Genomic DNA, 21,558 nt, shown 5'->3' with positions numbered 1-21,558 from the left:
ATCGAGGTACAGCGAAAAGAGATAGCATGGCGGGACGAGACGGGCAAGCGCGCCGACAGGCGCAGGAAGGAGCTTGGGGCATGCTGGAGCTGTCGATTCTGGGTTTCCTCTTCGAGGAGCCCCTGCACGGATACGAGCTGAAAGCCCGCATCCAAGGCCTCAGTGGCCACATCCGCCCGGTAAGTGACGGGGCGCTCTATCCGGCCATCTCCCGGCTCGTGAAAGCGGGTCTGGTCGAGCAGCGCACCGAACCTGGAAGCGGTGCCGCACCCCGTCGGATCCTGTCCCTCACCGAGACGGGCCGCACCGAACTGCTGTCCCGATTGCGGCACCCCAAGGAGGCCGAAATCACCGATGGGCAGCGCTTCTTCACTCTGCTTGCCTTCCTGCATCATCTCCCGGACCGTGCCGAGCAGGCTGCGGTGCTGCGTCGTCGACAGACCTTCCTCGACGTCCCGGCGAGCTTCTTCTACCGCGATGGCAAGCCCGTGCGAGCCGAGGAGGCGCCCGGCCTCTTCCGGCAGGGCATGCTGCGCATCGCTCGCGCCACCGGCACCGAGGAGAAGAAGTGGCTGGCCGAAGCCATCGGCAGCCTGGAGGGCTGAGCGTGGACCGGTGGCGGCGCCCATCCCGCTAGGGGATGGTCAACGACGAGACGTCCGCCGGCGCGGGGCAGGAAGACGGGTGCCGTTCCCGGACTGCTCGATTTCTTCCCGGGCCTGCTGGAGTTCCAGGTTGGGGTGGCGTTCTGTGCCCTGACACGCGCCTGGAACTCCTCGACGAGGTCCTTGTGGTCGCCGTATGCGACGTATCGTCTCAGTGTGGACTCGCGCAGCAGCTCGGAGGCGGTGAGTTTCCCGGAGGTTGAGCGCAGGGGTGTGCCGGCCAAAAGACGGTCGGCTGCGGCACGAAGCGCGGCGCGTTCGGCTTCCAGATCCCGGGCACGACGGCTGGCCATGCGGTCCCTTCCTCGGCGTCAGGGGCACCGTGCAATTGGTGGCAGTCGATGATCCCTGACAGTTGAGCGGCCTGCGCCGCCGCGCGGTCACGCCGGGACTTGGGGGCCAGTGGGTCGGCCGCGTCGGCCCGACGCCGCTCGCGTCGGCGCTGCACATCTTCGATGTCGCGGTCGGTGTAGGCGAGGTTGGCGCACGAGGAGCGGCACTCCGACTCGTCCGGTGTGTCATCGTCCGGCAGCCCAAGTGCGAGCTTGGCCTTGCGGCAGGCGGCCGTGGCGGCGCGCCATACGCAGGTCATGCCCTGCCCGTGATGGATCGCGGGATCCATCTGCTCCAGGAGGCGCTCTGCGCTGCCGACGCTCGTCACTACTCGACCCGCGAACGACACGGTGCTCTCCACACGGGCCCGGTACTCGTCGGCAGAGGGACCACTGACGTGCTCACCAGCGGCAAGACTCTAACTGTTTTGTATGGACATGCCCGTATTGCAGTGCGGCTGCGATCAGTCCACGCGGCTTGCGGACGATATAGCGCGCGAGGGTGCGGCGGTAGCGGGCGGCGTTGATGCGACCGGCAGGATCGGCCGGGATGGGGGCGCCGCTATCCGCCCTGCGGTATATGGAGTTGATCCAGAAGATCAGATCCTGGGTGTCGTCGTTCATGGCGCGGCCTGTGCGGGCGTTGACCGTTGCGGGACGCTCGTCGTGGGCGTTGGTCAGGATCGAGGGAAACAACGACAGATTGTGCAGGTCTTCCAGGAGGCCGATGGTCGCGTGAACCACGTCCACGACGGCCCACGGGCGCAGGGGTTCAGAAACGTCTGGCTGGTCGGGAACGCGGTCGAAGCCCTTGCCGCGGAAGCCGTGGACCAGGAGCTCACCTGCCGCTTCGTCGGTATCACAGCATCCCCGGCGGAGATTGAGGACTACGGGAGGGGGTTATTCCGACCGTGCACTATTCCCTCACGAAGTTCTTCTCGCCGAGATGGCGGGCAGCACCACTGCGACGCCGTCGCGATCAAGGGTCCCGGTGGCTGCCTTGACAACCGCATCACCTCCATCGACAGGTCCGCGTGTGTGATCAGCGTCGCCGATCGCCGGCCAGAGTGTGCCGCTGAGCCCATGCGCCAATCGCGTCGGCGATGGCCTGGGGTTGGTCCTCGGGTGCGTGGTGGCCGGCCGCTCCGCAGTGCCGGGTTTCCAGCGCGGCAATGTTCTCCGCACACCATGTGGCCACCTCTTTGCCGATCAGCAGGGTGGGCGAGGAGTCGAAGGTGAGCAGCAACTTGGGGACCTTGTCGCTATCGGCCAGCCATTTGACGTACTGCTCGACCCGTTCGGCGACATCGGTCGGCTGCCCGTCCAACGGTAGCGAGCGTGCCCACTCCAGCACCGGGCGACGGCTTTCCCGAGTGGGGTACGGCGCCCGGTAGGCCTGCATGTCCGCCTCGCTGACTGGGTTCAGCACGCCTCCGGTGAAGGCCGACTCCAGGAAGACGTTTTGATCCAGCACCAGCGTCTCGCCCTGGGGTCCGCGCATGGCCTGGCCGCGCGAGCGCGGTCCGTCGCCCAGCTCGTTCCAGGACATCGACCGAACAATAGTTTCAAAGAAGGCCATACCGCGGATCCGGTCAGGGTGGCGAGTTGCCCAGTCGAAGGCGAGTGCGCCGCCCCAGTCGTGGCCGACGAGCACCACCCCGTCCAGGCCCAGCTGGTCGAACCAGTCGTCCAGGTAGCGGGCGTGGTCGGCGAACCGGTACAGCACGTTGGGCTTGCCGGAGCGGCCCATGCCGATCAAGTCCGGGGCGAGCAGGCGGGCGGGCAGGTCGATTTCGGGCAGCACCTTGCGCCACAGGTGGGATGAGCTGGGGTTGCCGTGCAGAAAGACGAAGGGGGTACCGCTGCCAGCCTCCTCGTAGAACATCGTCGAGTCCAGCACGTTCGCCACCGGCATGACGTCCTCCAATTGGTTCGTCACACTAACGTTCCATCGCCGGGCAGAGTATTTTGTTAGTGTGACTAGCGCAAGGGATGTGGGCATGAGCAGCTACGTGCCCGACACGGCTCGCTCGGCCGACCGGCAGACCACTGCCGCGCGGCTGTGGAATCTGCGGACCCGGCTCCTGTCACTGGCCGCGATCCAGTCGGATCGTCTGGTGAACGAGAAGCTGGTGCGGGCGGGCGCCCGCAAGTGGCATTACGCGGTACTCGCCACACTGGACGAGTTCGGACCCGCAAGCCAGGCAGAGCTGGGCTCCCGCACCGGGATCTACCGCAGTGACATGGTCACGGTCATCAACGAGTTGGCCGATCGCGGACTGGTGGAACGCTCGCCCAACCCCGCCGACCGCCGCCAGAACGTCATTACCCTCACTCGGCAGGGCCACCGGCAACTGCTGAAGCTGGACAAACTGCTGACCGAAGCAGAGAGCGAGGTGCTCGCGCCACTTACGCCGCCGGAACGCGAGCAGTTGGCCCGACTCCTCGCTGTCCTTGTGCACCACCACGGCCAGGACATGTGAACAAGCCGAGCGCCCGGCCTACATGGCAACCGAAGCGCTCTCCGCCGACGTCTACGACTACCGCTCCGACCTGTATTCGCTCGGCTGCGTGCTCTTCGAAGCGGTCACCGGCCGCCCGCCCTTCACCGGTACCTCCTGGCACCTGATCGACCAGCACCTCAAGGAACTGAACCACCAGCCCTTCTGCGTACCTTGCGCCCTGATGCTCCTGTAGAGCTGGAGGTCCGGTCGCCCCGCAGGCCTGCGAATTCACCTAGGGCTCGGCGTGCTGGAGTGACCGGCGCGGCGCACCCTGTAGGCATGGCCAGCGCTCAGATAGTCGTCCACCCGCCGTCCCGCACGGGCGGCCGGCGGGGGACGGTGCGCGGGCAAATCCTCGGCCTCGCGCACAATGAAGCCGACCTCTTGGAGTTCCTACGCCGAGCGGGACTGCCGGACGCGGAGGAGTTGCTCGACGACCAGACGCGGGTGTTGTGGCGGGGCGGGCGGGCGCACCGCTACGAAGCGGCGTAGCCCACCCCCTTCCCGTGCTCTACGCCACCGTGGTGTCCTCCAGTGCCAGCACGTACTCGATCTCCTGGCGGCCGCATCCCTCGGCGAGCTCGCGCAGCGCCGCAACCTCGGTCTTGTCAGCGGTGAGTGCCCACCTCAGCTTCGTCGCTGCAAGGCCGCCACCACCGCGTCCTGGGCGACATCCACTGGTCCCACGCCCACACCGCCCAGGCCGTCGCCGCCTTCGAAGCCGGCCGCACCGAAGCCGAACAGCACGCTGCCGCGGGCGAGCGCGCCATGATGCAGGTCCGCCTCGCCCTGGCCCTCTCATTCGCCGACCCCGCCCGGGCCGACGACGAGCTCACGCTCGCCCACGAGCACCTCGACGGCCTCGACCAGCGCTCCAACACCCTCCTGGCCCAGGTCGTCGCTCTGATCAAGGACGCCGGAACCGACAGCATCACCGCCCGCGCCCACAGCCTGAACACCGACATCGAATCCGCCGGACTCCCCTTCCTCCACCGCTTCGTGGAACTCGCCCGCGCCTTCCACCACGCCGTCCGCAGCGACAGCCCGCAGCTGGCCACTACCATCGCGCGGCTCCGCGCGCTCACCGCCGGCGGCGACTTTGCCTACTTCACCGACATCGCCCACTTCATGGCCGGCCTGCCCCTGCCACAGCCCTTCATCACCCGCTGGGTCACCAGCGAGGACGACATCCGCACCGCATGGCGCCACCTGGTCCAGGCCCGGCAGGAACACCTGCTCGCCGACCACTGACCCGGACAGACGGCGGCCCCGGCCAGATATCTGGCCGGGGCCGCCGTCATGTACATACGACTGCTGGTTGGCGACGATCTTGTCGCCGAGGCCTGGCGCGAGCAGTCACGAGAACCTCTCAGCTCACCTCCACCTCCCCGGTACTGGGTCAACTCGACCTCCTGCACGTCCTCCACCACCCCCAGCCCTGTTACCCGCTTATGACACAGCGATCTTGAAATGGCCGTCATCACCCAAGTAGGTTCACTACGCACCGATTCCCCCCCCATCAGCCGGCGCCCGGCGCCGGGAGAAGAGATGCCTCATGGGTTCCCACGCTCGCCCCAACCGGCTGCACCGGACCGGGGCCCGGATCGCGACCGTCGCCCTGGTCGGGGCCGTGCTCCCGATCACCGCCGGCGGTCTCGCCGAAGCGGCCACCCCCAGTGCCACCCACTCCGTCGACGAGAATGAGCGGACGAGCGGCCAGGCCGCCGGGACCGTCGGGCAGGGGCAGGGCCGGGAGCAGGGCGCGCCCGACGCGACGGGCCAGGACGCCCCCGTCATCAAGGCCGACCACGCCTTTCTCCTGGACGCCCGCGACGGCAGCCAGGAGCGGGAGATGTGGGCCGGGACCAAGGCCGACGAGAGCGTGGCGATGGCCAGTACGACCAAAATCATGACCGCCCTCGTCGTGCTCAAGTACCCGGAGCGGCTGGACCAGCAGTTCACGGTGAAGCAGGAGTACCGGGACTACGTCACGAAGGCCGGTTCCAGCACGGCCGACCTTCAGACCGGCGACAAGCTGACCGCCAGGCAGCTGCTGCACGCCATGCTGCTCCCCTCGGGGGCGGACGCCGCGATGGCGCTGGCCGACAACTTCGGGTCCGGGGACACCACGGACGCGCGGATCGCCGACTTCGAGAGCCAGATGAACGCCGAGGCACAGCAACTGGGCCTGACGGGCACGCACTTCGACTCCTTCGACGGCATATCGCACGGCGACAACCGCAGCACCGCCCGCGATCTCGCCAAGCTCGGCCAACGCGCCATGCTGAAGCCGGTGTTCGCTGACATCGTGAAGAGGAAGCAGTTCAAGACCGAGGCCCCCGCGGCCAACGGCCGTACCCGCTACTACACCTGGAACAACACCAACGTACTGCTGAGCACCTACGACGGCGCGCTGGGCATCAAGACCGGCAGCGGCGCGGAGGCCGGCTACGCCGTCGTCTTCGCCGCCGAGCGCGACAACCGCACCCTGGTCGGTGCGATCGTGGGGGCCGACAAGGACCGCTTCGAGGACGCCGCCAAGATGCTCGACTGGGGCTTCGCCCACTGACCGGACGGGGCCGGAGAAGGCGCAGCCGCCGCCGGCGCTCCAGCGCGAACGCGGCCGCCGCACCACCGGACATTGTCCGGAATTTGACGACAACGCCCTTCAGGTAGCACCCTTCCCTGCTGACCTTCGCACCGAGCGGTCCGGCCGCCCGGCACTCCGTATGCGCGCATACGGGCTCGCGCACCGTGACGTGCCGCGCGCCGTGCCCTCGTGTGCGAATCCCCCCTCAGCAAGGAACCTCATGTCGACTTCCCCCGCCCGTACCGTCGCGCCCGCCGACGGCGAGTCCGTCGCGGACGACGACGAAGGCGGCCATACGGAGGAAGAGGGCCACACGGCGGACGCCGCGGCCCCCGGTGGCCGTGGACGCACCGACCTCCCCGTATTGGCCGTCAGCGGCGGGCTGCTCACCGCGTTCGTCCTGGCCGCGCTGATCGCGCCCACGGCCACGGGCGACGCCGTGAACGCCGTGTTCACCTTCGTCGCGCGGTGGTTCGGTCCGCTGTGGCAGGTGCTGCTGCTCGCGACGTTCGGCGTCGCGCTGTGGCTGGGCTTCTCCCGGTACGGGAAGGTGCGGCTCGGGGGCGCCGGGGCGCGGCCGGAGTACGGCAGGTTCCAGTGGATCGCGATGATCATGTCGACACTGCTCGCGGGCGGCGGCGTGTTCTTCGCGGCGGGCGAGCCCGTGGAGCACTACATCAACACGCCCCCCTTCTACGACGGCGTCAAGAGCGGCACCCAGGAGGCGGCCGACGCCGCGCTCTCCCAGAGCTTCGCGCACTGGGGCTTCCTCGCCTGGGCCGTCCTCGGCACGCTCGCCTCGATCGTGATGATCCGGGGCCAGGAGCGCGGCATGCCGCTGCGCCCGCGCACCCTGCTGCACCCGTTCCTCGGTGAGCGCGTCCGGCACTCCCGTCTCGGGGCCGCCGTCGACATCGTCTGCGTCATCGCCGTGGTGGCCGGCACCGTCGGCCCGATCGGCTTCCTCGGCCTCCAGGTCTCCTACGGGCTCTCCGAGGTGTTCGGCATCTCCGGCGGCTACCCCGTGCAGCTCGGCGTCATCGTCCTGCTGACCGTCGTCGCGGTGCTCTCCGTCGCCAGCGGTGTCGACCGCGGCATCCAGTTCTTCAGCAAGGCCAACATCTGGCTCGCGGTCGCCCTGATGGCCGTCTTCCTGGTCCTCGGCTCCCTCGGCTTCGTGCTCGACTCGTTCCTGGGCGGCTTCGGCCAGTACGCACGGGACTTCGTGCCGCTGGCGCTGAACCGGGGCGACCACGCGTGGCTCGGCTCCTGGACGGTCTTCTTCTTCGGCTGGTTCCTCGGCTACGGGCCGCTGATGTCCATCTTCGTGGCCCGCATCTCCCGGGGCCGCACCCTGCGCGACCTCGTGGTCTCCACCGCGATCGTCCCTCCGCTGGCCACCATGTTCTGGTTCACGGTGTTCGGCGGCACCGGCATCTTCCTGGAGCAGCGCGACCCCGGCGCGATCTCGGGCCCGCTGAAATCGGTCGGCATGGACGCCGCCGTCATCTCCATGGCGCAGCGGCTCCCGATGGGTGCGGTGGTCGCGGTCGCGCTGCTGCTGCTGACGATCACGTTCGTGGTGACGACCACCGACTCGATGTCGTACAGCATCGCCTCCGCGGGCACGAGGGCCGGTGAACCGACGCGTGCGGTACGGGCGTTCTGGGCCCTGCTGATGGGCGCGGCGGCCGCGGTGCTGATCCTGGTCGGCGACGGAGGCATCACCGCACTCCAGTCGTTCATCGTGGTCACAGCGGTGCCGGTGGGCTTCATCATGCTGCCGACGCTGTGGACGGCGCCCCGGGTGGCGCGTGAGATGGCGCGGGAGCAGGGGCTCGTCCCGCCGGAGGTGCCGCGGGAGGTGCCATCGGAGGTCCCGTCACAGGCCCCGCAGGAGGTCCCGCAGGACCGAAGGTGAGCTGTTGAGCTCCACGCCCGCCGCTCAGTCCGCAGCAGCCGCCCTGCGGCTCCGGAAGGCCGCCGCACGAGCCCGGTTCTGGCAGGTCACCGAGCAGAAGCGGAGGCGGCGACGCCCTGCCGTACCTCGTGGCGGCCAACCAGTTCGGGGCTGTTGGCGAAGCGGAACACCACATCCTCGGTGAGGTGGGCGACGAACGCGTCCGGGGCGAAGGTGTCGATGTCCCGGAAGATGCGTGCGACGTCACGGTGCTTATCCGCGCTTCGGGCGGAAGTCACGGCAACCGAAGCGCCATCGTCCGGCTTCCCGGAGGCGACGTCGCCCTCGTGACTTGGTGTCGGATTTTGGTCGCTGGTACGGCCCACCGTGTCCTCCTCCGGCAGGGGCGCGGCTGCCCATCCGCCGACAACGAGCAACCGGCAACTGTGCCACGACAGCATCCCAAGGACGCCCGAAGAGCGCGACCCCTACGACCCTGCCGATTGCAGAGTTGAGCCAGTGAACCAACACGCTGAGCGAGCCGTGCCGGTCCGGCGACACCCCGGCGCTCCTGACCTGCGCCGACCGCAGCCATGCCCGCTTACTCGTTGTCCGGGCCTCGGCCGCCGACACCGCCGACCACGACCAGGACGACGAATCGGCGGGCGCCCGATGACCTATGCCTACGTCGTGCTCCACGACCTGCACGGCCTGATCGAGACCGAGTTCTCCTCGAACCGCGCCCCGCACGAGGCACTCGTCAACGCCGTCCTCGCGTGGACCGACCCAGACCTCGCACCCGGCGATTACGAGCAGATCGCCCTCCAAGTCACCGGCCTCACCTACGCGGTCGCCCCTGACGCCGTGCCCCGCATCGCGGCCGCCCGCAGGAGACGCACGTTGATCAGCCGGATCGCCTGCGAAGACTGGCTCACCCCCACCAGCCACTGCCACCGCAACAACCGGGATCAGTCGCCCAATTGGCACACCACTTCGCAATTGGCACACCCACTTCGTGGGCAACAGCGCGGTCGTATACGTCTGTGGTTGCTGAGGGCTTGGTTGTACTGCGGTGGGTTGAGAGGAAGTTACAACTTCGGCGGTATGGCGGTCCCCCGCCCCGGTACCTAGTTTCTGGTTCATGTGCGGAATGCCTGCACAGCCGTCGTACGGCACGCCGTACTGCCTGAAGCAGCGGGGGATGCATGGAAGCGACATTCTGGAGCCGGCGGCGGGTTGTGGCCGCGTTATTCGCGGGGGTCACCGGTGCGGCCTTGCCGACGGTTCCTGCCCGGGCCGCCGCCTCCCGCACGGGCGCGACGCGCGCCGACCTGCCCGCCACCCAGCGGGCACGCGCGGTACAAGCGTGGATGTCCGGCGGGAAGGCCACGAAGGCGGCCGCCGGATACGCGCTCGCCGGCACCGACTCCGACGTCGCTCTGTTCTTGTCGGAGACCCTTCCCGGGGTGGAGGCGGAGGACAACCGGGTCGCGGTCATGACCTTCCTGGCCGGGGCGGGCAGGGGCCTGCAGCGGGAAGCCGTGGCGGCGCTCAACCAAGGCGACAGCGCGATCGCAGACTTCGTGACGAACGGCTTCAAACCGGCCGTCCTGGAGGACTACCGGGTGGCCGCCACCACGGTCATGAGCGAGGGGGGCCAGGCGCTGACCCGGGCTGCGACCGCGGCGCTCGACGACGGCGCCCCTGAGGTCCTGCACGCGTTCTTGGTCGAGGGGCAGTACACGGCCCGGGCCGAGGACTCGCGGGTGGCGGTCTCGCGCAGCCTCACCAACGCGGGGCCCGAGGCGCAGAAGTACGCCTCGCGCGCCCTCAGCGGCAGCGACGAGGACGTGGAGTGGTTCCTCGAAGTCGGGCAGCACATCGCGCAGGCCCGGGACCAGGAAGCGACCAGGGTCGAAGAGCTGGCCGCGGTCGTGGCACGGGCGGGCCGCAGGGCGCAGACGCAGACCGATCTGGCCGTCGAGGCCTCTGAGCAGGCCGTCGCAGCCTCGGACAAGGCCAAGGAGGCCGCGCAGAAGGCCCTGGCCGAGGCCCGGGCCGCGCAGCAGGACGTGCGCAAGTCGGCGGCGGCCGCCCGGCGGGCCATCACCTCCGCCCGGAGCGCGGCGGACTGCGCGCGTACCGCGATCCAGGCCTCCCAGGTGGCGACCCGCGCCTCGCGGCTCGCCTCGCAGGCCGCCACCGCCGCGCAGAACGCGGCCGCCAAGGCGGCGGCCGCGGCCTCCCGCGCCTACAAGGCCGCGATCGACGCCTCGAAGAACGCCGACATGGCGGGGGTGGCCAAGAACGCGGCCGTGGCCGCACGGAACGCCGCCGCCAAAGCCCGTGAGATGGTGGCGGGTCTCGACCGCATCCTGGCCGAGGTCGCTCGGGCCAAGGCCGCCGGTGGCCGGGCCGCGGCGGCCGCCCGGGGCGCCTCGGCCGCCGCCACTGCCTCGGACGCCGCCGCCAACCAGGCAGGTGCCGCCGCCGGAGAGGCGCGGGCCCAGGCCGAGGAGGCCCGCCGGCAGGCCGCCATCGCCGCGGAGGCGGCCCGGCAGGCAACCGCTGCAGCAGCCGCCGCCGACGCGCACTCCGATGCCGCGGCCCGCGCGGCGCAGAGCGCGCGGGCCGCGGCGAACTCGGCGGCGGGTCACGCGGAGAAGGCCGCGGCGGCCGCCGAGGAGGCGGTGAAATACGCCGGCCAGGCGCGGGATTTCGCGAACAAGTCCACCGCCCACGCGGCCGAGGCGATCAAGGCGGCGGACACCGCCACCCAGGCGGTACAGGACGCCACCGCGGTCGAGGCGAAGGCCCGCGAAGCCGAGGACGCACAGCTGGACATGGAGCGGCAGCAAGGGATCGAGCGGGCCCGAGAGCTCGCCCGCGCCGAGAAGGAGGCGCTGACCGCCCACGCGGGCAGACTCAACCAGGTCCAGCAGATCAACCAGGACATCCTGGACCTTCTCGCGCAGGCCGGCCGGGCGCTGAACGCCGACGACCTGCCGCTGGCCGCGGGTCTGGGCCGCAAGGCCGCCGTCGGACTGCTGCGGGCGAGCGGGACGTGGACCCGGGAGGCCGCCCAGTACGCGCTCGCCGGCAGCGACGACGACGTGCTCGCCTGGGTGGATCTCGATCGTGCTCTCGCGCAGCAACAGGACGACCGCGAGACCGCCCTGTACATCGCGCAGGTCAGCGGCCCTGCCGTCGCCGAGGCCGCCGTGCAGGCCCTGGGCAGCAACACCAGTACGGCCGTAGGCGACTTCAACACCTCCGGGCGGATCAAGGCCTCGGAGGAGGACAACCGCCGGGCCATCTTGAAAATCATCGGTGAGCACCCGGGTCCGGCGGTGAAGAAGGCGGCCGAGGAGGCGCTGGAGAAGGGCACTCCGGAAGCGCTGCACGAATTCCTCACCGAGAAGCTGCCCGCGGCGATCGAGGAGGACGACCGGGCCGCGATCACCGCTCTGCTGCACGAAGCCGACCGGTACATGCGGGCACTGGCGGAGGTCGCGTTGGAAGGGCCCGCCTGGATGCGGCGGCAGTTCCTGGAGAAGGTACGGCACCTCGCGGTCCAGCTCGACCTGGACACCCACGCCCATGTCTCCGCCATGAAGGGCTTGATCGCCGCCGCCGCACGGATCGCGCACGAGGCCCAGCAGGACGCGGCGCTGGCGTCCAAAGTCGCGGCCGAGGCACGCAAGGCCGCCGAGGAAGCGGCCCGGTGGGCCGCCGCCGCACAGGCCGCCGCCAAGAGCGCCGCCGACTCCGCGGTGGAGGCCCGTAACAACGCGGATATCGCGGACCGGGCCGCGGCCGATGCCAAGGCGTCGGCGGAGAAGGCCAAATCCGCCGCCACGGTGGCGCGGGCCGCCGCGCGCAATGCCAACTACGCCGCCAACCGCGCCCTCGCGGCTGCCGAGAACGCCGCGAACTCCGCCAGCCAGGCCCGCGCCTCCGCCCAGCGGGCCCGGCAGGCGGAGATCGACGCGGGCAAGAGCGCCGAGGAAGCCGACCAGGCGGCACGGGACGCGCACCGCATCGGGACCCAGGCCCGTGCGGACGAGCAGCGCAGGCAGGCGCTGGCAGCGCAGGAGAAGGCCAAGCGGGACCGGCAGAACGGGGTCAACCCCGCGGACTCCCCCGACAACGACCGGGTGCCGGACAAGGAGCACTGGTGGGAGGACCGTGACGCCTGGATCAAGGGGCTCGGCTGGGTCGAGACCGGCGCTGCCGTGGTCACCGCGGGGGCCATGGGGACCGCGGTCGCCTTTCCCCCCTCCGCTCCCGTCGCCGGGGTCGTGGCCGGTGTCGGCAGCGGAGTGGGCATGATCTCCGGTGGCGCCCGCGTGGGGCTCATCGGCATGGAAAACGGCTTCACCAGCGGCAGGTTCGCCCGGGCCGCGGGCTGGTTCGCCGCCTCCACCGCCACCCGCGGCCTCAGCAAGGTCGGCAAGCTCTTCAAGGACGAGTGGGTGCTGGCGGCCTGATCACCTGCCCGGCGCGCGCCGGGCTGTCGAATCCTCTCGCGCGCCCGGCCCCGCGGCCACCGCGCCCAACCCGCCGCCCCGGCGGCCGGACACCTCCCCGCCCCGCGTGCCACCGCGCCATGTCGTCGCGCGCCCACACCTGCGAAGGACACCGATTCCCATGAAGTTGCTCCGGCGGATCATCGCCACCGGCGCGGCCGCGGCCGCCTGCACGGCAGCACTGCTCACCGTCGTATCCCACACCGACGAACCGCCCGCCGCCGCGGTGGCGGACACCCGGCCCGGTCATGTCGTCGAGACTTTCGCCTACCCGGGAGCCGACAAGATCCAGCAGGAGAAGGGCATCCTCCTCAAGCGCGGCGACGGACACATCGTCCTGACCGACTGCGACTCCGGCACCGGCCTGCTGGCCGTCTGGGCGCGTGGCAAGGGCCAACTCTGCTTCCGCACCACCGGCACCACCGGTTACCTCGCCGTGGAGATCCCCTCGGTGTACGCCGTCAAGGGCGCCGTCACCCACGACGCCGACGTGGTCCTCACCGCCGCGGACGACACCCGGCAGGAGATCGACGTCCCGAAGGAGAGCTGGACCCCGGTGGGCGAGTCCGCCGATCCGCAGTCACGCGAATTCGCCCTCCTCGAGATCCGGACCAACAGATGAACAGAGAGCGAACGACCACGCGTACGGCCATGCGCACGGGCGCGGCACTGCTGGCCGCCGCCGTCCTGCTGTCGCCCATGGTGACGGCGCAGGCCGTCACCGGCCCCGCCGAGACCGACGCCACCCGCGGCTTCACCGCCCGTCTCGACATCGGCAACGGCGCCAGGGCCTGCACCGCCGCCCTCGTCCACCCGCAGTGGCTGCTCACCGCGGCGTCCTGCTTCGCCGACGACCCCGCCGCGCCGACCGGCGTCCCAGCCGGGGCGCCGCGGCAGTCCACCAAGGCCGTCATCGGCCGCACCGACCTGACCACCGCCCTCGGAGCCGAGCGCACCGTCGTACAACTGCTCCCGCGCGAAGACCGGGACGTGGTCCTGGCCCGGCTCTCCGCACCGGTGACCGACATACAGCCCGCAACCCTGGCCACCGCACCCGCGGCCGTCGACGAGAAGCTGACCCTGACCGGCTACGGCCGCACCGCGGACGAATGGGCCCCGGTCAAGGCCCACCACGGCACCTTCACCGTCACCGGCTCCGAGGGCCTGGACGTGGGGCTGAACGGCGACGGCAGCGCTGTGTGCGCCGGTGACGCGGGGGCCCCGCTGTTTCGCCCGGTGCAGGGCGCGGCCCAGATCGTGGCCGTGGCCACCGGCTCCGACCAGGGCGGTTGTTTCGGCAGTGATGCCGCCCAGACCTCCACCGCCGCCGTCGGCGCCCGCACCGATGGCCTCGCGGAATGGGTCAAGGACGCCGTCGATGTCGCCCAGCGCCGGGTGCCGGTGGCGGACTTCAACGGCGACGGCTTCGAGGACACCGCTATCGGTGACCCCAAGGCCACGGTCGCCGGGTACGCCGAGGCGGGCGCCGTGCACGTCGTCTACGGCGGTGGGCGGGGCACCGCCCAGGTCGACCAGAGCGCCTCCTACATCCCCGCGGGCGCCGAGCCCGGTGACCGGTTCGGCCACACGTTGGCCACCGTGGACTACAACAGGGACGGCTTCACCGACCTGGTGGTGGGGGCCCCGTATGAGGACACCACCGCCACCGTCACCGATGTCGGCACGGTCGCCGTCGTCTACGGCTCCGCCGCGGGTCTGGGCAAGGGCCGCGTCAGCGACACCTACGTTCAGGGCGACGGCGTGATGAGGGACGCGGTCAAGCAGAAAGGTGACCTGCTCGGCTCCTCCTTGGCCGCGGGGCACACCCGCGACGGCTCCCCCTACCTCGTCATCGGGTCGGCCGGAGACACGGTGGGCGGCCAGGCGAACGCCGGGACCGTGTTCTACCTGCGGGGCGCCACCTGCGTGTCGATCGCGCAGGGGGCCGGTATGTCGGGCGGCCCCGAGCCGGGTGACAAGGTGGGTGCTTCGGTGGCCGGGGACGCCGACCACATCGCGATCGGCGCGCCCGGTGAGGACATCGACGCCGTAGCGGACGGTGGCGCGGCCTGGGTCTTCGCACACCCCGCCCAGGCCGGTGCCCGACCGGTCGAGCGTGCCAACATCAACCAGAATCTCGACACCGTCTCCGGCGGATCCGAGGCCGGCGACGCGTTCGGAGCCGCCGTGGCCCTGGTGGAGAACGGCCCCGGCGGCCAGTCCGTACTCGCCGCCGGTGTTCCCGGCGAATCCCTCACCGCCGACAACGGCGCCGTGGCCAACAACGCCGGGGGAGTGGCGACGTTCAACATCCCGGCCACCGGCACCTGGAGCGAACGACGGACGTTCACCCAGGACTCGGCGGGCATCGCCGACCGCATCGAGGCGGGCGACCGCTTCGGCGAGACCCTCCAGGCCATCAACCTCTCCCCGCTCACCGAGCCGACCTGGGAATCCCTCCAACTCGTGGCCGGAGCGCCCGGCGAGTCCCAGGGGAGTGCGGCGGGCGCGGGCGCAGTGCACGTCGTCACGCTGTACGGCGCCCCCGGGCTCCACAACGACGTCCTGCTCCCGGGTACGAACCTCATCCCCGGTGCTCCCGGAGCCGGCCAGCGTGTGGGCCAGGCCATCGGCGTCAGCCCCACCCGCGTCTACGTCGGCATGCCCACCGGCCCGGGCGCCGTCCACGCGGTGCCATGGCAGAACTCCACCGCGCACTCCTCGACCGGCCCCGACCTGCCGGTGGCCACCTATCAGCCCGGCAGCAACGGAATCCCGGCAGGCGGCAAAGCCTTCGGTAGCACGATCCGCTGAGGGCGAACCGGACGGCCCCAGAGCCGACTTGACCGGTCCGGGCCGTGCGCGGGCGCCGACCTCCCGGGCGGTCGGCGCCCGCGCGGCAGCACCGTGCCAAAGAGAGGTGGGACAACCATGCGCGCCACAAGACCTGCGCGATCCGCACGAATACGTACCAGCTCAGCCATCGTGACCCTGCTGACCGTGGTGGTGTTGGGGCTTACCACGTCCGGTACCAGTTGGGCACAGCAGAGGTCGACGGGAGAGCAGGGACGTGAGGGCTGGATCCACGCGACGGAGCAGCCGACCGCCGCACTCCGCACCGAAGCCAGTAGCTTCCCGGCGGACCTCGCCGAGCACTGCGAGCCCACGCGGCCAGGCTCCAAGGAACGCCGGGCGGGCGCCGCCGCGGCATGTGTGCGCATGAGCCCTGCCCCGGCCAGGCGCACAGCGACACCGGAGCGTAACCCCGCCTCGGCCGCGAACGCCGGAAGCTGCGCAGTCGCTGGCCCCGGCACCTACAGCTACGAACGCTTCGCGTACTGCCTCAGCGGAGTGAACGTTCTCTACACCCTGCGTGACAGCACCGGTAAAGAGCTCGGACGCGGCACCCTGACCGTCTCCACCACGGCGACCCTTCCCGCGACGGGCACGGACTGGAGCGAGCAGATCACCGCGACGATGACCAGCGCGAGCGGCGCCGTCACCGCCCTCAACGCCAAGTTACGCGCCTCCTGTACGACCGGCTGCACGACGACGAAGACCGCACCCTGGTACGGCGGCAACGTAACCCCGGGCCAGTCCCTCAACGGCACCGTCACCTACTCCTCGAACCCCGTACCGAACACGCACGTGCAATTCACCACCTCGTACAAGATGTACGTAACCAGCTCAGGCGCCACGCCCGTCGATCCGAACGCCTCGTGGGACAACCCCCGCAAGATTCGCTGTGATGACGCGGTCGGAGGCGACTCCACAACCGGGTGCGCAGTTCCCTCGATCATGGCCGTGGTGCCGATGAGCGCCACGGCGTCGGACCCAGGAGGTGCCGTAGCCGCCTACGGCTGGGCTCAGAAGAACCTCAACGGCGCCTGGGGCAAGCAGGGCAGCCCGATGACCAGGTCGACGAGCGGCGTGGCCGCCCGCACCGCGGCCACGTGCGGCGGCTTCACGGCGCAGACGGAACTCGTCGACGCCGACAGCTGCGGCGACTTCCCGTTCGGCGAGGCGAAGGAAGGCGGTGCCGCCGGCGCCCAGTGCGCCGAGGTGATCCCCAACCTGGGCAACGGAGAATGGGACACCTACATCCTGAACAACGGCCATGAGCACGACCGCGCCGCGCCCTGCGTGCAGGCCCATGTCACGCCCGCCGAAAAGCAGTTCGCGGACACTCAGCTCGCCGACGGCTTCAAGGACCAGCGGGTGATCGACGCCGACAAGTTCGAGCTGCCGATCTCGACGCCGGACACAACGGGGCAGGCCCCCTGCCTGGCCAACTCGCCGCAGGCCGGTTGGCTGCCCAACGGCGACGGCTGGTTCAGGAACGAGACCGACGACGTTCCGCTCGTCAACCAGACCGACTCGACGGCCGGGCCCGGAGAGCGGGCGGCCAAGGCGACCGGATGCATAGCGCGCAAGCGCGGTAAGGGAACCGGCACCAGCAATCCCGTGACCGGCATGAAGGACGCGGAGGCGTACAAGGCGGCGAACAGCCTCCCCTACGACCAGTCCCGGTGCCATCTCATCCCCAGCGTCCTCGGCGGAAAGGGCACGAGCAAACTCACCCGGCTCAATCTCGTCCCCTGCTGGCAGAGCGGTATGAACACCGGCACGCCCAGCATGCGGACGTATGAGACCGATGCGGAGAACCTGGTCAAGGGCGATATCGCCTTGTTCGGTCCGAACGACGCGATCTTCTACGAGGTGACGCCCGTCTACAAGGACGCGAAGAGCACCGTCCCGACGGGTGTCACGATGAGAGCGACGATCCAACGCGCGAACGGGACGACCGAGGAACTGTTCCCTAACGTCTATGTCACCAACACCTATACCAACACCGGGTTGCACAACCTCGGTAACTGATCACACCCAGGGCACGCCCACGCGAGCCGACGTGAGCCTCACGACCCCACCGCGGCCGTTCGACGTCACCGCACTCTTCCGCGTTGCCCCGTCCCATACGTGCGGCCCCGCAACGTGGGGGCCAGGGCTTGTCGGCGGGCCACAGGCGCGGCCCACCGACCGAGCTGTCGTGCACGCGGGGATCGTGGGGCTGCCGGCTCGCTGCCGTTCTCCGAGCCCTCATCGTCGGCGTCCTCGATCGACATGCCGCCGAAGTTCTCCCGATCCTCCTCGGTCAGAGTACCGTCCCTCGCCGCATCCCCACGCGCCATACCTCACCCCAACCCGCCGTCGACCAAGGCCAGTTCTCCCCCGAGGCAGCAGCGCTGAAGCCGTACTTGCCGCCCGCGGCCTGCGAGTGCCGCTGCTGAGGTCGGACCCGGGCTTGCCGTCGGCGGGATGACCTGCGTCTCGGCGACGTGCGTTCGACTGGTGTCGCTGTGCCGCCTAGCAACGGCGGTGAGAGCAGTCAGGGCTCCGATGGTCCGCTGCATCATCAGCTGAGCCGCCTCCTCCTGGGAGAGCACGAGGGGTGGGAAGCGCCGGCCCCGGCGCACGGCGGCGCCCTGCATGGCTACCAGTCGTCGCGCCCGGCCACGCAGGGGTGGGCCGACGAGCAGGCGTAGGAGTACGAGCGGCTGTGGGAAGCCTGCCGACAGACGAGTCTGCGCGTACACACCGACGAGTTCTGGACTCAGTTCAAGGGCCGCCCGGAGCGTGTCGCCGCCCGGCAGGTCCTCAGGCAGATGCCCGATGCTCAACCGGGACCGGCAGACGCCGGGGCGAGGCTGCGCTGGACCGGGGCAGGACGGAAGTGGGCACGGCGGCCGCGAGCGTGGAATCCGGCAACGTCCAGGACATGCTTCCTTCCTTCCCGGTCGGGCCCGAGCTGGGAAGCGGGGTCGCTCGATCAGCCGGCGTTGGCCCGCAGCCTCCCGTGCGGGCAGCCCGGACACCGTCATGGAGGAGCAGGGCGGCTGGGCCCCCGGCCTGTCAGGAAGTGCTGCGCTTCACTGAGCTCGACCGAGTGCGGGACTGGCCACGGATGATCCTTTACCGGTCCGTGGACGCAGAAGACACCGGTGAGCCAGGGGGCGGAAGGACGCAGAGGGCGGCGCAGGTGACACCATCCGCCTCAGCCACGCCTTCCTGCCCCCCCCCCGGATCCTCCACCGTCTGCGCGACTATCTGCGCCCCGACGGCGCCATCTGCACCATCACGCCGCACTCGGACACCGTGCCCGCCCACCGCCGCGACATCACCCCCGCCGAAGACGAACTCGCTCTGCCCTCAGCCGGAGGGACCACGCCCCAGCGATTCGACGCCGAGGATCTGGCCGTACTGGTGCTCCGGCCTCCGGCTGCAGAGCCAGTGTCGTGATCACCGATGAGCAGCACCGCGTGCTGCTCGGCCTATCAGTGCACGGCGTTTGGGAACTGCCCAGCATTCATTAGGCAATGACGCGACAGCACACTTGACGCCCCATCAGAACGACCGTGATAGCAGCGTCAAGGCTCCCGGGGGCAGGCTCACCGACAAGGGCACCAAGGGCAAACGAGCCCGCAAGGTCCCCATCATCGAGGAGATCCGCCCCCTGGTCGCCCAGCGCATCCTGTTCACCGGCCCAGCACCTGCGCCGCCACGACCTGCGACACACCGGCCTAACCTGGTTCGCCGACGCAGGCGTGCCGGTCCACGTCCTGCGACGCATCGCCGGCCACGGATCCCTGACCACCACTCAGCGCTACCTGCACCCCGACGTACACAAGATCACGGCCGCCGGGGCAGCGCTCTCCGCGCACCTCAGCGTGCTGCGCGCACCCCGCTCGCTGCCGAGCCCGATCATCCAAACCCGCTGACCCAGGTCAAGGGCCCTTGTCCCTCGCTGGTCCCCAACTGGTCCCCAAAAACGATCAAGGGCCGGTTTCGGATGACTCCGAAACCGGCCCTGATCTGCGACTCTTACGAGTCGGGACGACAGGATTTGAACCTGCGACCCCTTGACCCCCAGTCAAGTGCGCTACCAAGCTGCGCCACGTCCCGATGCCCGTCTGACCTGGGGTTTCCCCTGGCTGAACGCGCACCGAAACAATACCGCACTCCGACCCGTGATCGCTCACGCCTTTCCCGGTCGGGCGCCGGGCACGGATCGGAACAAGCCGCCCGGCCCCGGCTCCCGGGCCCGGCGCCGGGGCGGCGGGGGTGGCTCGCGTGACCCAGATCACCGGCCGCTGCCGTGCTCACCGGCCGCCGCCGTACCCCGCCCTCGCGCGCCCCGCCGAGAGCGTCGGGCCGGACAGGGCGGGGGCGTCCGCCCTGACCAGGCCGCTGATCGCCGGTATGGCGAACAGGGCGGCACAGACCGTCACCGTCATGACGCCGCCCGTGAGCAGCACCGCCTCCGCGCCGAAGGCGGCCGCCGCGGGACCCGCCAGGGCCTGGCCCACCGGCAGCATGGCGAGGGAGCCTGCGACGTCATAGGCGTGGATCCGGTTGAGGACGTCCGGCGGGACCTGGGTCTGGACGCTCGTCGCCCACATCACTCCCCAGAAGGAGACGCCCGCACCCGCGACCGCCGCGCCCGCCGACATCAGCGGGACACTCAGCTGGGCGCCGACGGCCGTGGGGAAGGCGGCGTAGGCGACCAGGGCCACCGCCCCGGCCCGGAGCATGCGGCGGGGGCGCAGCCGCAGGGCCAGGAGACCGCCGAGGACGGTGCCCGCCCCCAGGGCGGAGTTCACCAGGCCGTACGCGCCCGAGCCGTGCTCCTGGACGACGAGGGTCGCCACCAGCGGCACGGTCGGCCCCGTGGTCGTGATCATCAGCACGCTGAAGACGGCGATGACGCTCCACAGCCAGGTGCGGGACCTGAACTCCCGCCAGCCCTGCACGAGGTCCGCCCGGAAGCCGTTGCTGTGCGGCTGCGAGCCCGGGCGGGCGGGCGGCAGCCGGAGCAGGAGGAGGCACAGGGCGCTGAGTCCGTACGTGGCCGCGTGCGCGGCGAAGACGGCGCCGGGCGAGGCGAGGCCGACCAGGACACCGGCGGCGGCCGGACCCGCGAGGGACGCGGTCGACTCGGCCACGCGGATCGCACCGTTCGCCTTCTGTACGTCGTCGGCGAGGCGCGGGACCGTGCTGGCGACGCCCGGCTGGAAGAGTGCGGCCGCCGCGCCGTTGACCGCGCCGATCGCGCAGATCTGCCAGAGGACGACGTTGCCGGTGAAGAAGAACACCGCCGCGAGCGATTGGGTGCCGAGCCGGACCAGGTCGGCGCCGATCATGAGCAGGCGCGTGCTGAAGCGGTCGGCGAAGACTCCGCCGAAGATCACCAGGCCCGCGAAGCAGACGGTCGTGGCCGCCATCGCGAGCCCGACCGCTCCGGCGCCGTGCCCCTGCTTCAGCAGTCCGGCGGCGAGAGCGACCGGCAGCATCGTGTCGCCGAGCTTGGCCACCGTACGGGCCGCGAAGAACAGTCCGAAGTCGCGCGACCAGATGGGTCGGGCAGCCTCGTCGAGTGTCCCTGGTGCCCCCAGACCCCCTGATGTTCCCGGTGTTCCCGGTGTTCCCGGTTTCCCTTGTGCCCCCGAACCCGTCGGCACGCTCCCCCACCCCTCCCCTATGGCAACGGTGGGATCATGCCACGGAGCGCAGACAGCGCTCTCTATAAATATGGGCAGCAATGACAGCGGTCAGTGATCCGCGGGCGCCACTCCCAACTCAGGGTGCTCCTCCAGGAGTCGGGGCGGCGCCGCCTGGCGCCAGGAGTCGGCCAAGATGTCCGTGAGCTCGGCGGCGTCCAGGGCGGCGAGCCGCACCCGCACCCAGGCCGAGCCCGCCTCATGGGCGGCGACCCAGAACTTGTCCGGCTCCGCGAGGACCAGCTCGTCGCGCTCGACCTTCGGACAGCGCACGGCGAACGACGTCTCGTCGTCCGGAACCGTCACGAACATCTTCCCGGCGACCCGGAACGTGGGCATGCTCCACGCGATCTTCTCCACCGTCTCCGGCAGGGCGAGCGCGATGCGGCGCACGTCGTCCGAGGTGACACGGGCACGGGATCTGGACTTCGACATGTCACGAACCGTAGCCAACGGCACTGACAACGCCACTTACAACGCCAC

18 protein-coding genes, 1 tRNA gene and 1 pseudogene are annotated in these 21,558 nt (G+C 70.4%); 13 read left to right on the top strand and 7 right to left on the bottom strand.

Going from position 1 to position 21,558, the window contains the following annotated elements; translation table 11 throughout:
* The first annotated feature begins 80 nt into the window (after positions 1 to 80).
* On the top strand, positions 81 to 605 hold the full coding sequence (locus ABZV77_RS23005; RefSeq protein WP_356259786.1) for a PadR family transcriptional regulator: 525 nt from the start codon (positions 81 to 83) through the stop codon (positions 603 to 605).
* 211 nt (positions 606 to 816) lie between these two features.
* On the opposite strand, the gene ABZV77_RS23000 is transcribed toward ABZV77_RS23005, so the two are convergent.
* The 3 genes from ABZV77_RS23000 to ABZV77_RS22990 all read right to left on the bottom strand — a co-directional run bounded on the left by ABZV77_RS23000 (position 817) and on the right by ABZV77_RS22990 (position 2,912).
* Positions 817 to 1,359 (bottom strand): hypothetical protein, encoded by a 543-nt coding sequence (locus ABZV77_RS23000; RefSeq protein WP_356259784.1) that lies wholly within the window; start codon positions 1,357 to 1,359, stop codon positions 817 to 819.
* 40 nt (positions 1,360 to 1,399) lie between these two features.
* Entirely contained in the window at positions 1,400 to 1,747 is a 348-nt protein-coding gene (locus tag ABZV77_RS22995) for a hypothetical protein (RefSeq protein ID WP_356259781.1), read from the bottom strand.
* A 292-nt stretch (positions 1,748 to 2,039) separates the two neighbouring features.
* Positions 2,040 to 2,912 (bottom strand): haloalkane dehalogenase, encoded by an 873-nt coding sequence (locus tag ABZV77_RS22990; RefSeq protein WP_356260224.1) that lies wholly within the window; start codon positions 2,910 to 2,912, stop codon positions 2,040 to 2,042.
* Between the two features lie 85 nt (positions 2,913 to 2,997).
* On the opposite strand from ABZV77_RS22990, the gene ABZV77_RS22985 reads away from it, so the two are divergent.
* From ABZV77_RS22985 to ABZV77_RS22960, 6 genes are all read left to right on the top strand, one after another.
* Complete coding sequence (locus ABZV77_RS22985; protein ID WP_356259779.1) at positions 2,998 to 3,480, top strand: MarR family transcriptional regulator; 483 nt, start codon at positions 2,998 to 3,000, stop codon at positions 3,478 to 3,480.
* 22 nt (positions 3,481 to 3,502) lie between these two features.
* The gene (locus ABZV77_RS22980; protein WP_356259777.1) at positions 3,503 to 3,694 is read left to right on the top strand and encodes a hypothetical protein; all 192 of its coding nucleotides are present in this window, start codon (positions 3,503 to 3,505) and stop codon (positions 3,692 to 3,694) included.
* Positions 3,695 to 3,780: 86 nt separating this feature from the next.
* Positions 3,781 to 3,993, top strand: a complete 213-nt coding sequence (locus ABZV77_RS22975; protein ID WP_356259774.1) for a hypothetical protein — start codon at positions 3,781 to 3,783, stop codon at positions 3,991 to 3,993.
* Between the two features lie 126 nt (positions 3,994 to 4,119).
* A complete protein-coding gene (locus tag ABZV77_RS22970) occupies positions 4,120 to 4,752 on the top strand; it encodes a hypothetical protein (RefSeq protein WP_356259772.1) in 633 nt (210 codons plus the stop codon).
* A 304-nt stretch (positions 4,753 to 5,056) separates the two neighbouring features.
* On the top strand, positions 5,057 to 6,070 hold the full coding sequence (locus ABZV77_RS22965) for a serine hydrolase (protein ID WP_356259770.1): 1,014 nt from the start codon (positions 5,057 to 5,059) through the stop codon (positions 6,068 to 6,070).
* Between the two features lie 241 nt (positions 6,071 to 6,311).
* A complete protein-coding gene (locus ABZV77_RS22960) occupies positions 6,312 to 8,012 on the top strand; it encodes a BCCT family transporter (protein WP_356259767.1) in 1,701 nt (566 codons plus the stop codon).
* A gap of 86 nt (positions 8,013 to 8,098) precedes the next feature.
* Here the strand turns inward: ABZV77_RS22960 and ABZV77_RS22955 are convergent, their stop codons facing one another.
* A complete protein-coding gene (locus ABZV77_RS22955) occupies positions 8,099 to 8,377 on the bottom strand; it encodes a hypothetical protein (RefSeq protein WP_356259765.1) in 279 nt (92 codons plus the stop codon).
* Positions 8,378 to 8,663: 286 nt separating this feature from the next.
* Here ABZV77_RS22955 and ABZV77_RS22950 point away from each other — a divergent pair, with 286 nt between their 5' ends.
* The 6 genes and pseudogenes from ABZV77_RS22950 to ABZV77_RS22925 form a co-directional block, all read left to right on the top strand.
* Entirely contained in the window at positions 8,664 to 9,122 is a 459-nt protein-coding gene (locus ABZV77_RS22950; protein ID WP_356259763.1) for a hypothetical protein, read from the top strand.
* A 143-nt stretch (positions 9,123 to 9,265) separates the two neighbouring features.
* Positions 9,266 to 12,481, top strand: a complete 3,216-nt coding sequence (locus tag ABZV77_RS22945) for an ALF repeat-containing protein (protein ID WP_356259760.1) — start codon at positions 9,266 to 9,268, stop codon at positions 12,479 to 12,481.
* Positions 12,482 to 12,641: 160 nt separating this feature from the next.
* Positions 12,642 to 13,142, top strand: coding sequence for a hypothetical protein (locus ABZV77_RS22940; protein ID WP_356259757.1), 501 nt, complete (start codon positions 12,642 to 12,644; stop codon positions 13,140 to 13,142).
* Positions 13,139 to 15,334, top strand: coding sequence for a trypsin-like serine protease (locus tag ABZV77_RS22935; RefSeq protein WP_356259754.1), 2,196 nt, complete (start codon positions 13,139 to 13,141; stop codon positions 15,332 to 15,334). Before ABZV77_RS22940 ends, ABZV77_RS22935 begins: the two co-directional genes overlap by 4 nt.
* 171 nt (positions 15,335 to 15,505) lie before the next feature.
* A complete protein-coding gene (locus tag ABZV77_RS22930; RefSeq protein ID WP_356259751.1) occupies positions 15,506 to 17,398 on the top strand; it encodes a DNA/RNA non-specific endonuclease in 1,893 nt (630 codons plus the stop codon).
* Positions 17,399 to 18,950: 1,552 nt separating this feature from the next.
* Positions 18,951 to 19,296: pseudogene (locus tag ABZV77_RS22925) on the top strand (tyrosine-type recombinase/integrase); the annotation flags it as partial.
* Between the two features lie 110 nt (positions 19,297 to 19,406).
* Here the strand turns inward: ABZV77_RS22925 and ABZV77_RS22920 are convergent.
* From ABZV77_RS22920 to ABZV77_RS22910, 3 genes are all read right to left on the bottom strand, one after another.
* Positions 19,407 to 19,480 (bottom strand) — tRNA-Pro (locus ABZV77_RS22920).
* Positions 19,481 to 19,677: 197 nt separating this feature from the next.
* Positions 19,678 to 20,970 (bottom strand): MFS transporter, encoded by a 1,293-nt coding sequence (locus tag ABZV77_RS22915; RefSeq protein WP_356260222.1) that lies wholly within the window; start codon positions 20,968 to 20,970, stop codon positions 19,678 to 19,680.
* Positions 20,971 to 21,126: 156 nt separating this feature from the next.
* Positions 21,127 to 21,510: an MmcQ/YjbR family DNA-binding protein gene (locus ABZV77_RS22910; RefSeq protein ID WP_356259747.1), complete on the bottom strand. Its 384-nt coding sequence runs from the start codon at positions 21,508 to 21,510 to the stop codon at positions 21,127 to 21,129.
* Positions 21,511 to 21,558 lie beyond the last annotated feature (48 nt).

Origin of the sequence: Streptomyces sp. NPDC004732, assembly GCF_040609235.1 — a bacterium.
Classification (GTDB): domain Bacteria; phylum Actinomycetota; class Actinomycetes; order Streptomycetales; family Streptomycetaceae; genus Streptomyces.
Note: the sequence above shows the minus strand (reverse complement) of the source record. Positions and strands in the feature narration are given on the sequence as shown.

Coding starts and splice junctions, on each gene's coding strand:
- ABZV77_RS23005 (WP_356259786.1), top strand. CDS start 81: ATGCTGGAGCTGTCGATTCTGGGTTTCCTCTTCGAGGAGCCCCTGCAC.
- ABZV77_RS22990 (WP_356260224.1), bottom strand. CDS start 2,912: ATGCCGGTGGCGAACGTGCTGGACTCGACGATGTTCTACGAGGAGGCT.
- ABZV77_RS22985 (WP_356259779.1), top strand. CDS start 2,998: ATGAGCAGCTACGTGCCCGACACGGCTCGCTCGGCCGACCGGCAGACC.
- ABZV77_RS22980 (WP_356259777.1), top strand. CDS start 3,503: ATGGCAACCGAAGCGCTCTCCGCCGACGTCTACGACTACCGCTCCGAC.
- ABZV77_RS22975 (WP_356259774.1), top strand. CDS start 3,781: ATGGCCAGCGCTCAGATAGTCGTCCACCCGCCGTCCCGCACGGGCGGC.
- ABZV77_RS22965 (WP_356259770.1), top strand. CDS start 5,057: ATGGGTTCCCACGCTCGCCCCAACCGGCTGCACCGGACCGGGGCCCGG.
- ABZV77_RS22960 (WP_356259767.1), top strand. CDS start 6,312: ATGTCGACTTCCCCCGCCCGTACCGTCGCGCCCGCCGACGGCGAGTCC.
- ABZV77_RS22950 (WP_356259763.1), top strand. CDS start 8,664: ATGACCTATGCCTACGTCGTGCTCCACGACCTGCACGGCCTGATCGAG.
- ABZV77_RS22940 (WP_356259757.1), top strand. CDS start 12,642: ATGAAGTTGCTCCGGCGGATCATCGCCACCGGCGCGGCCGCGGCCGCC.
- ABZV77_RS22935 (WP_356259754.1), top strand. CDS start 13,139: ATGAACAGAGAGCGAACGACCACGCGTACGGCCATGCGCACGGGCGCG.
- ABZV77_RS22910 (WP_356259747.1), bottom strand. CDS start 21,510: ATGTCGAAGTCCAGATCCCGTGCCCGTGTCACCTCGGACGACGTGCGC.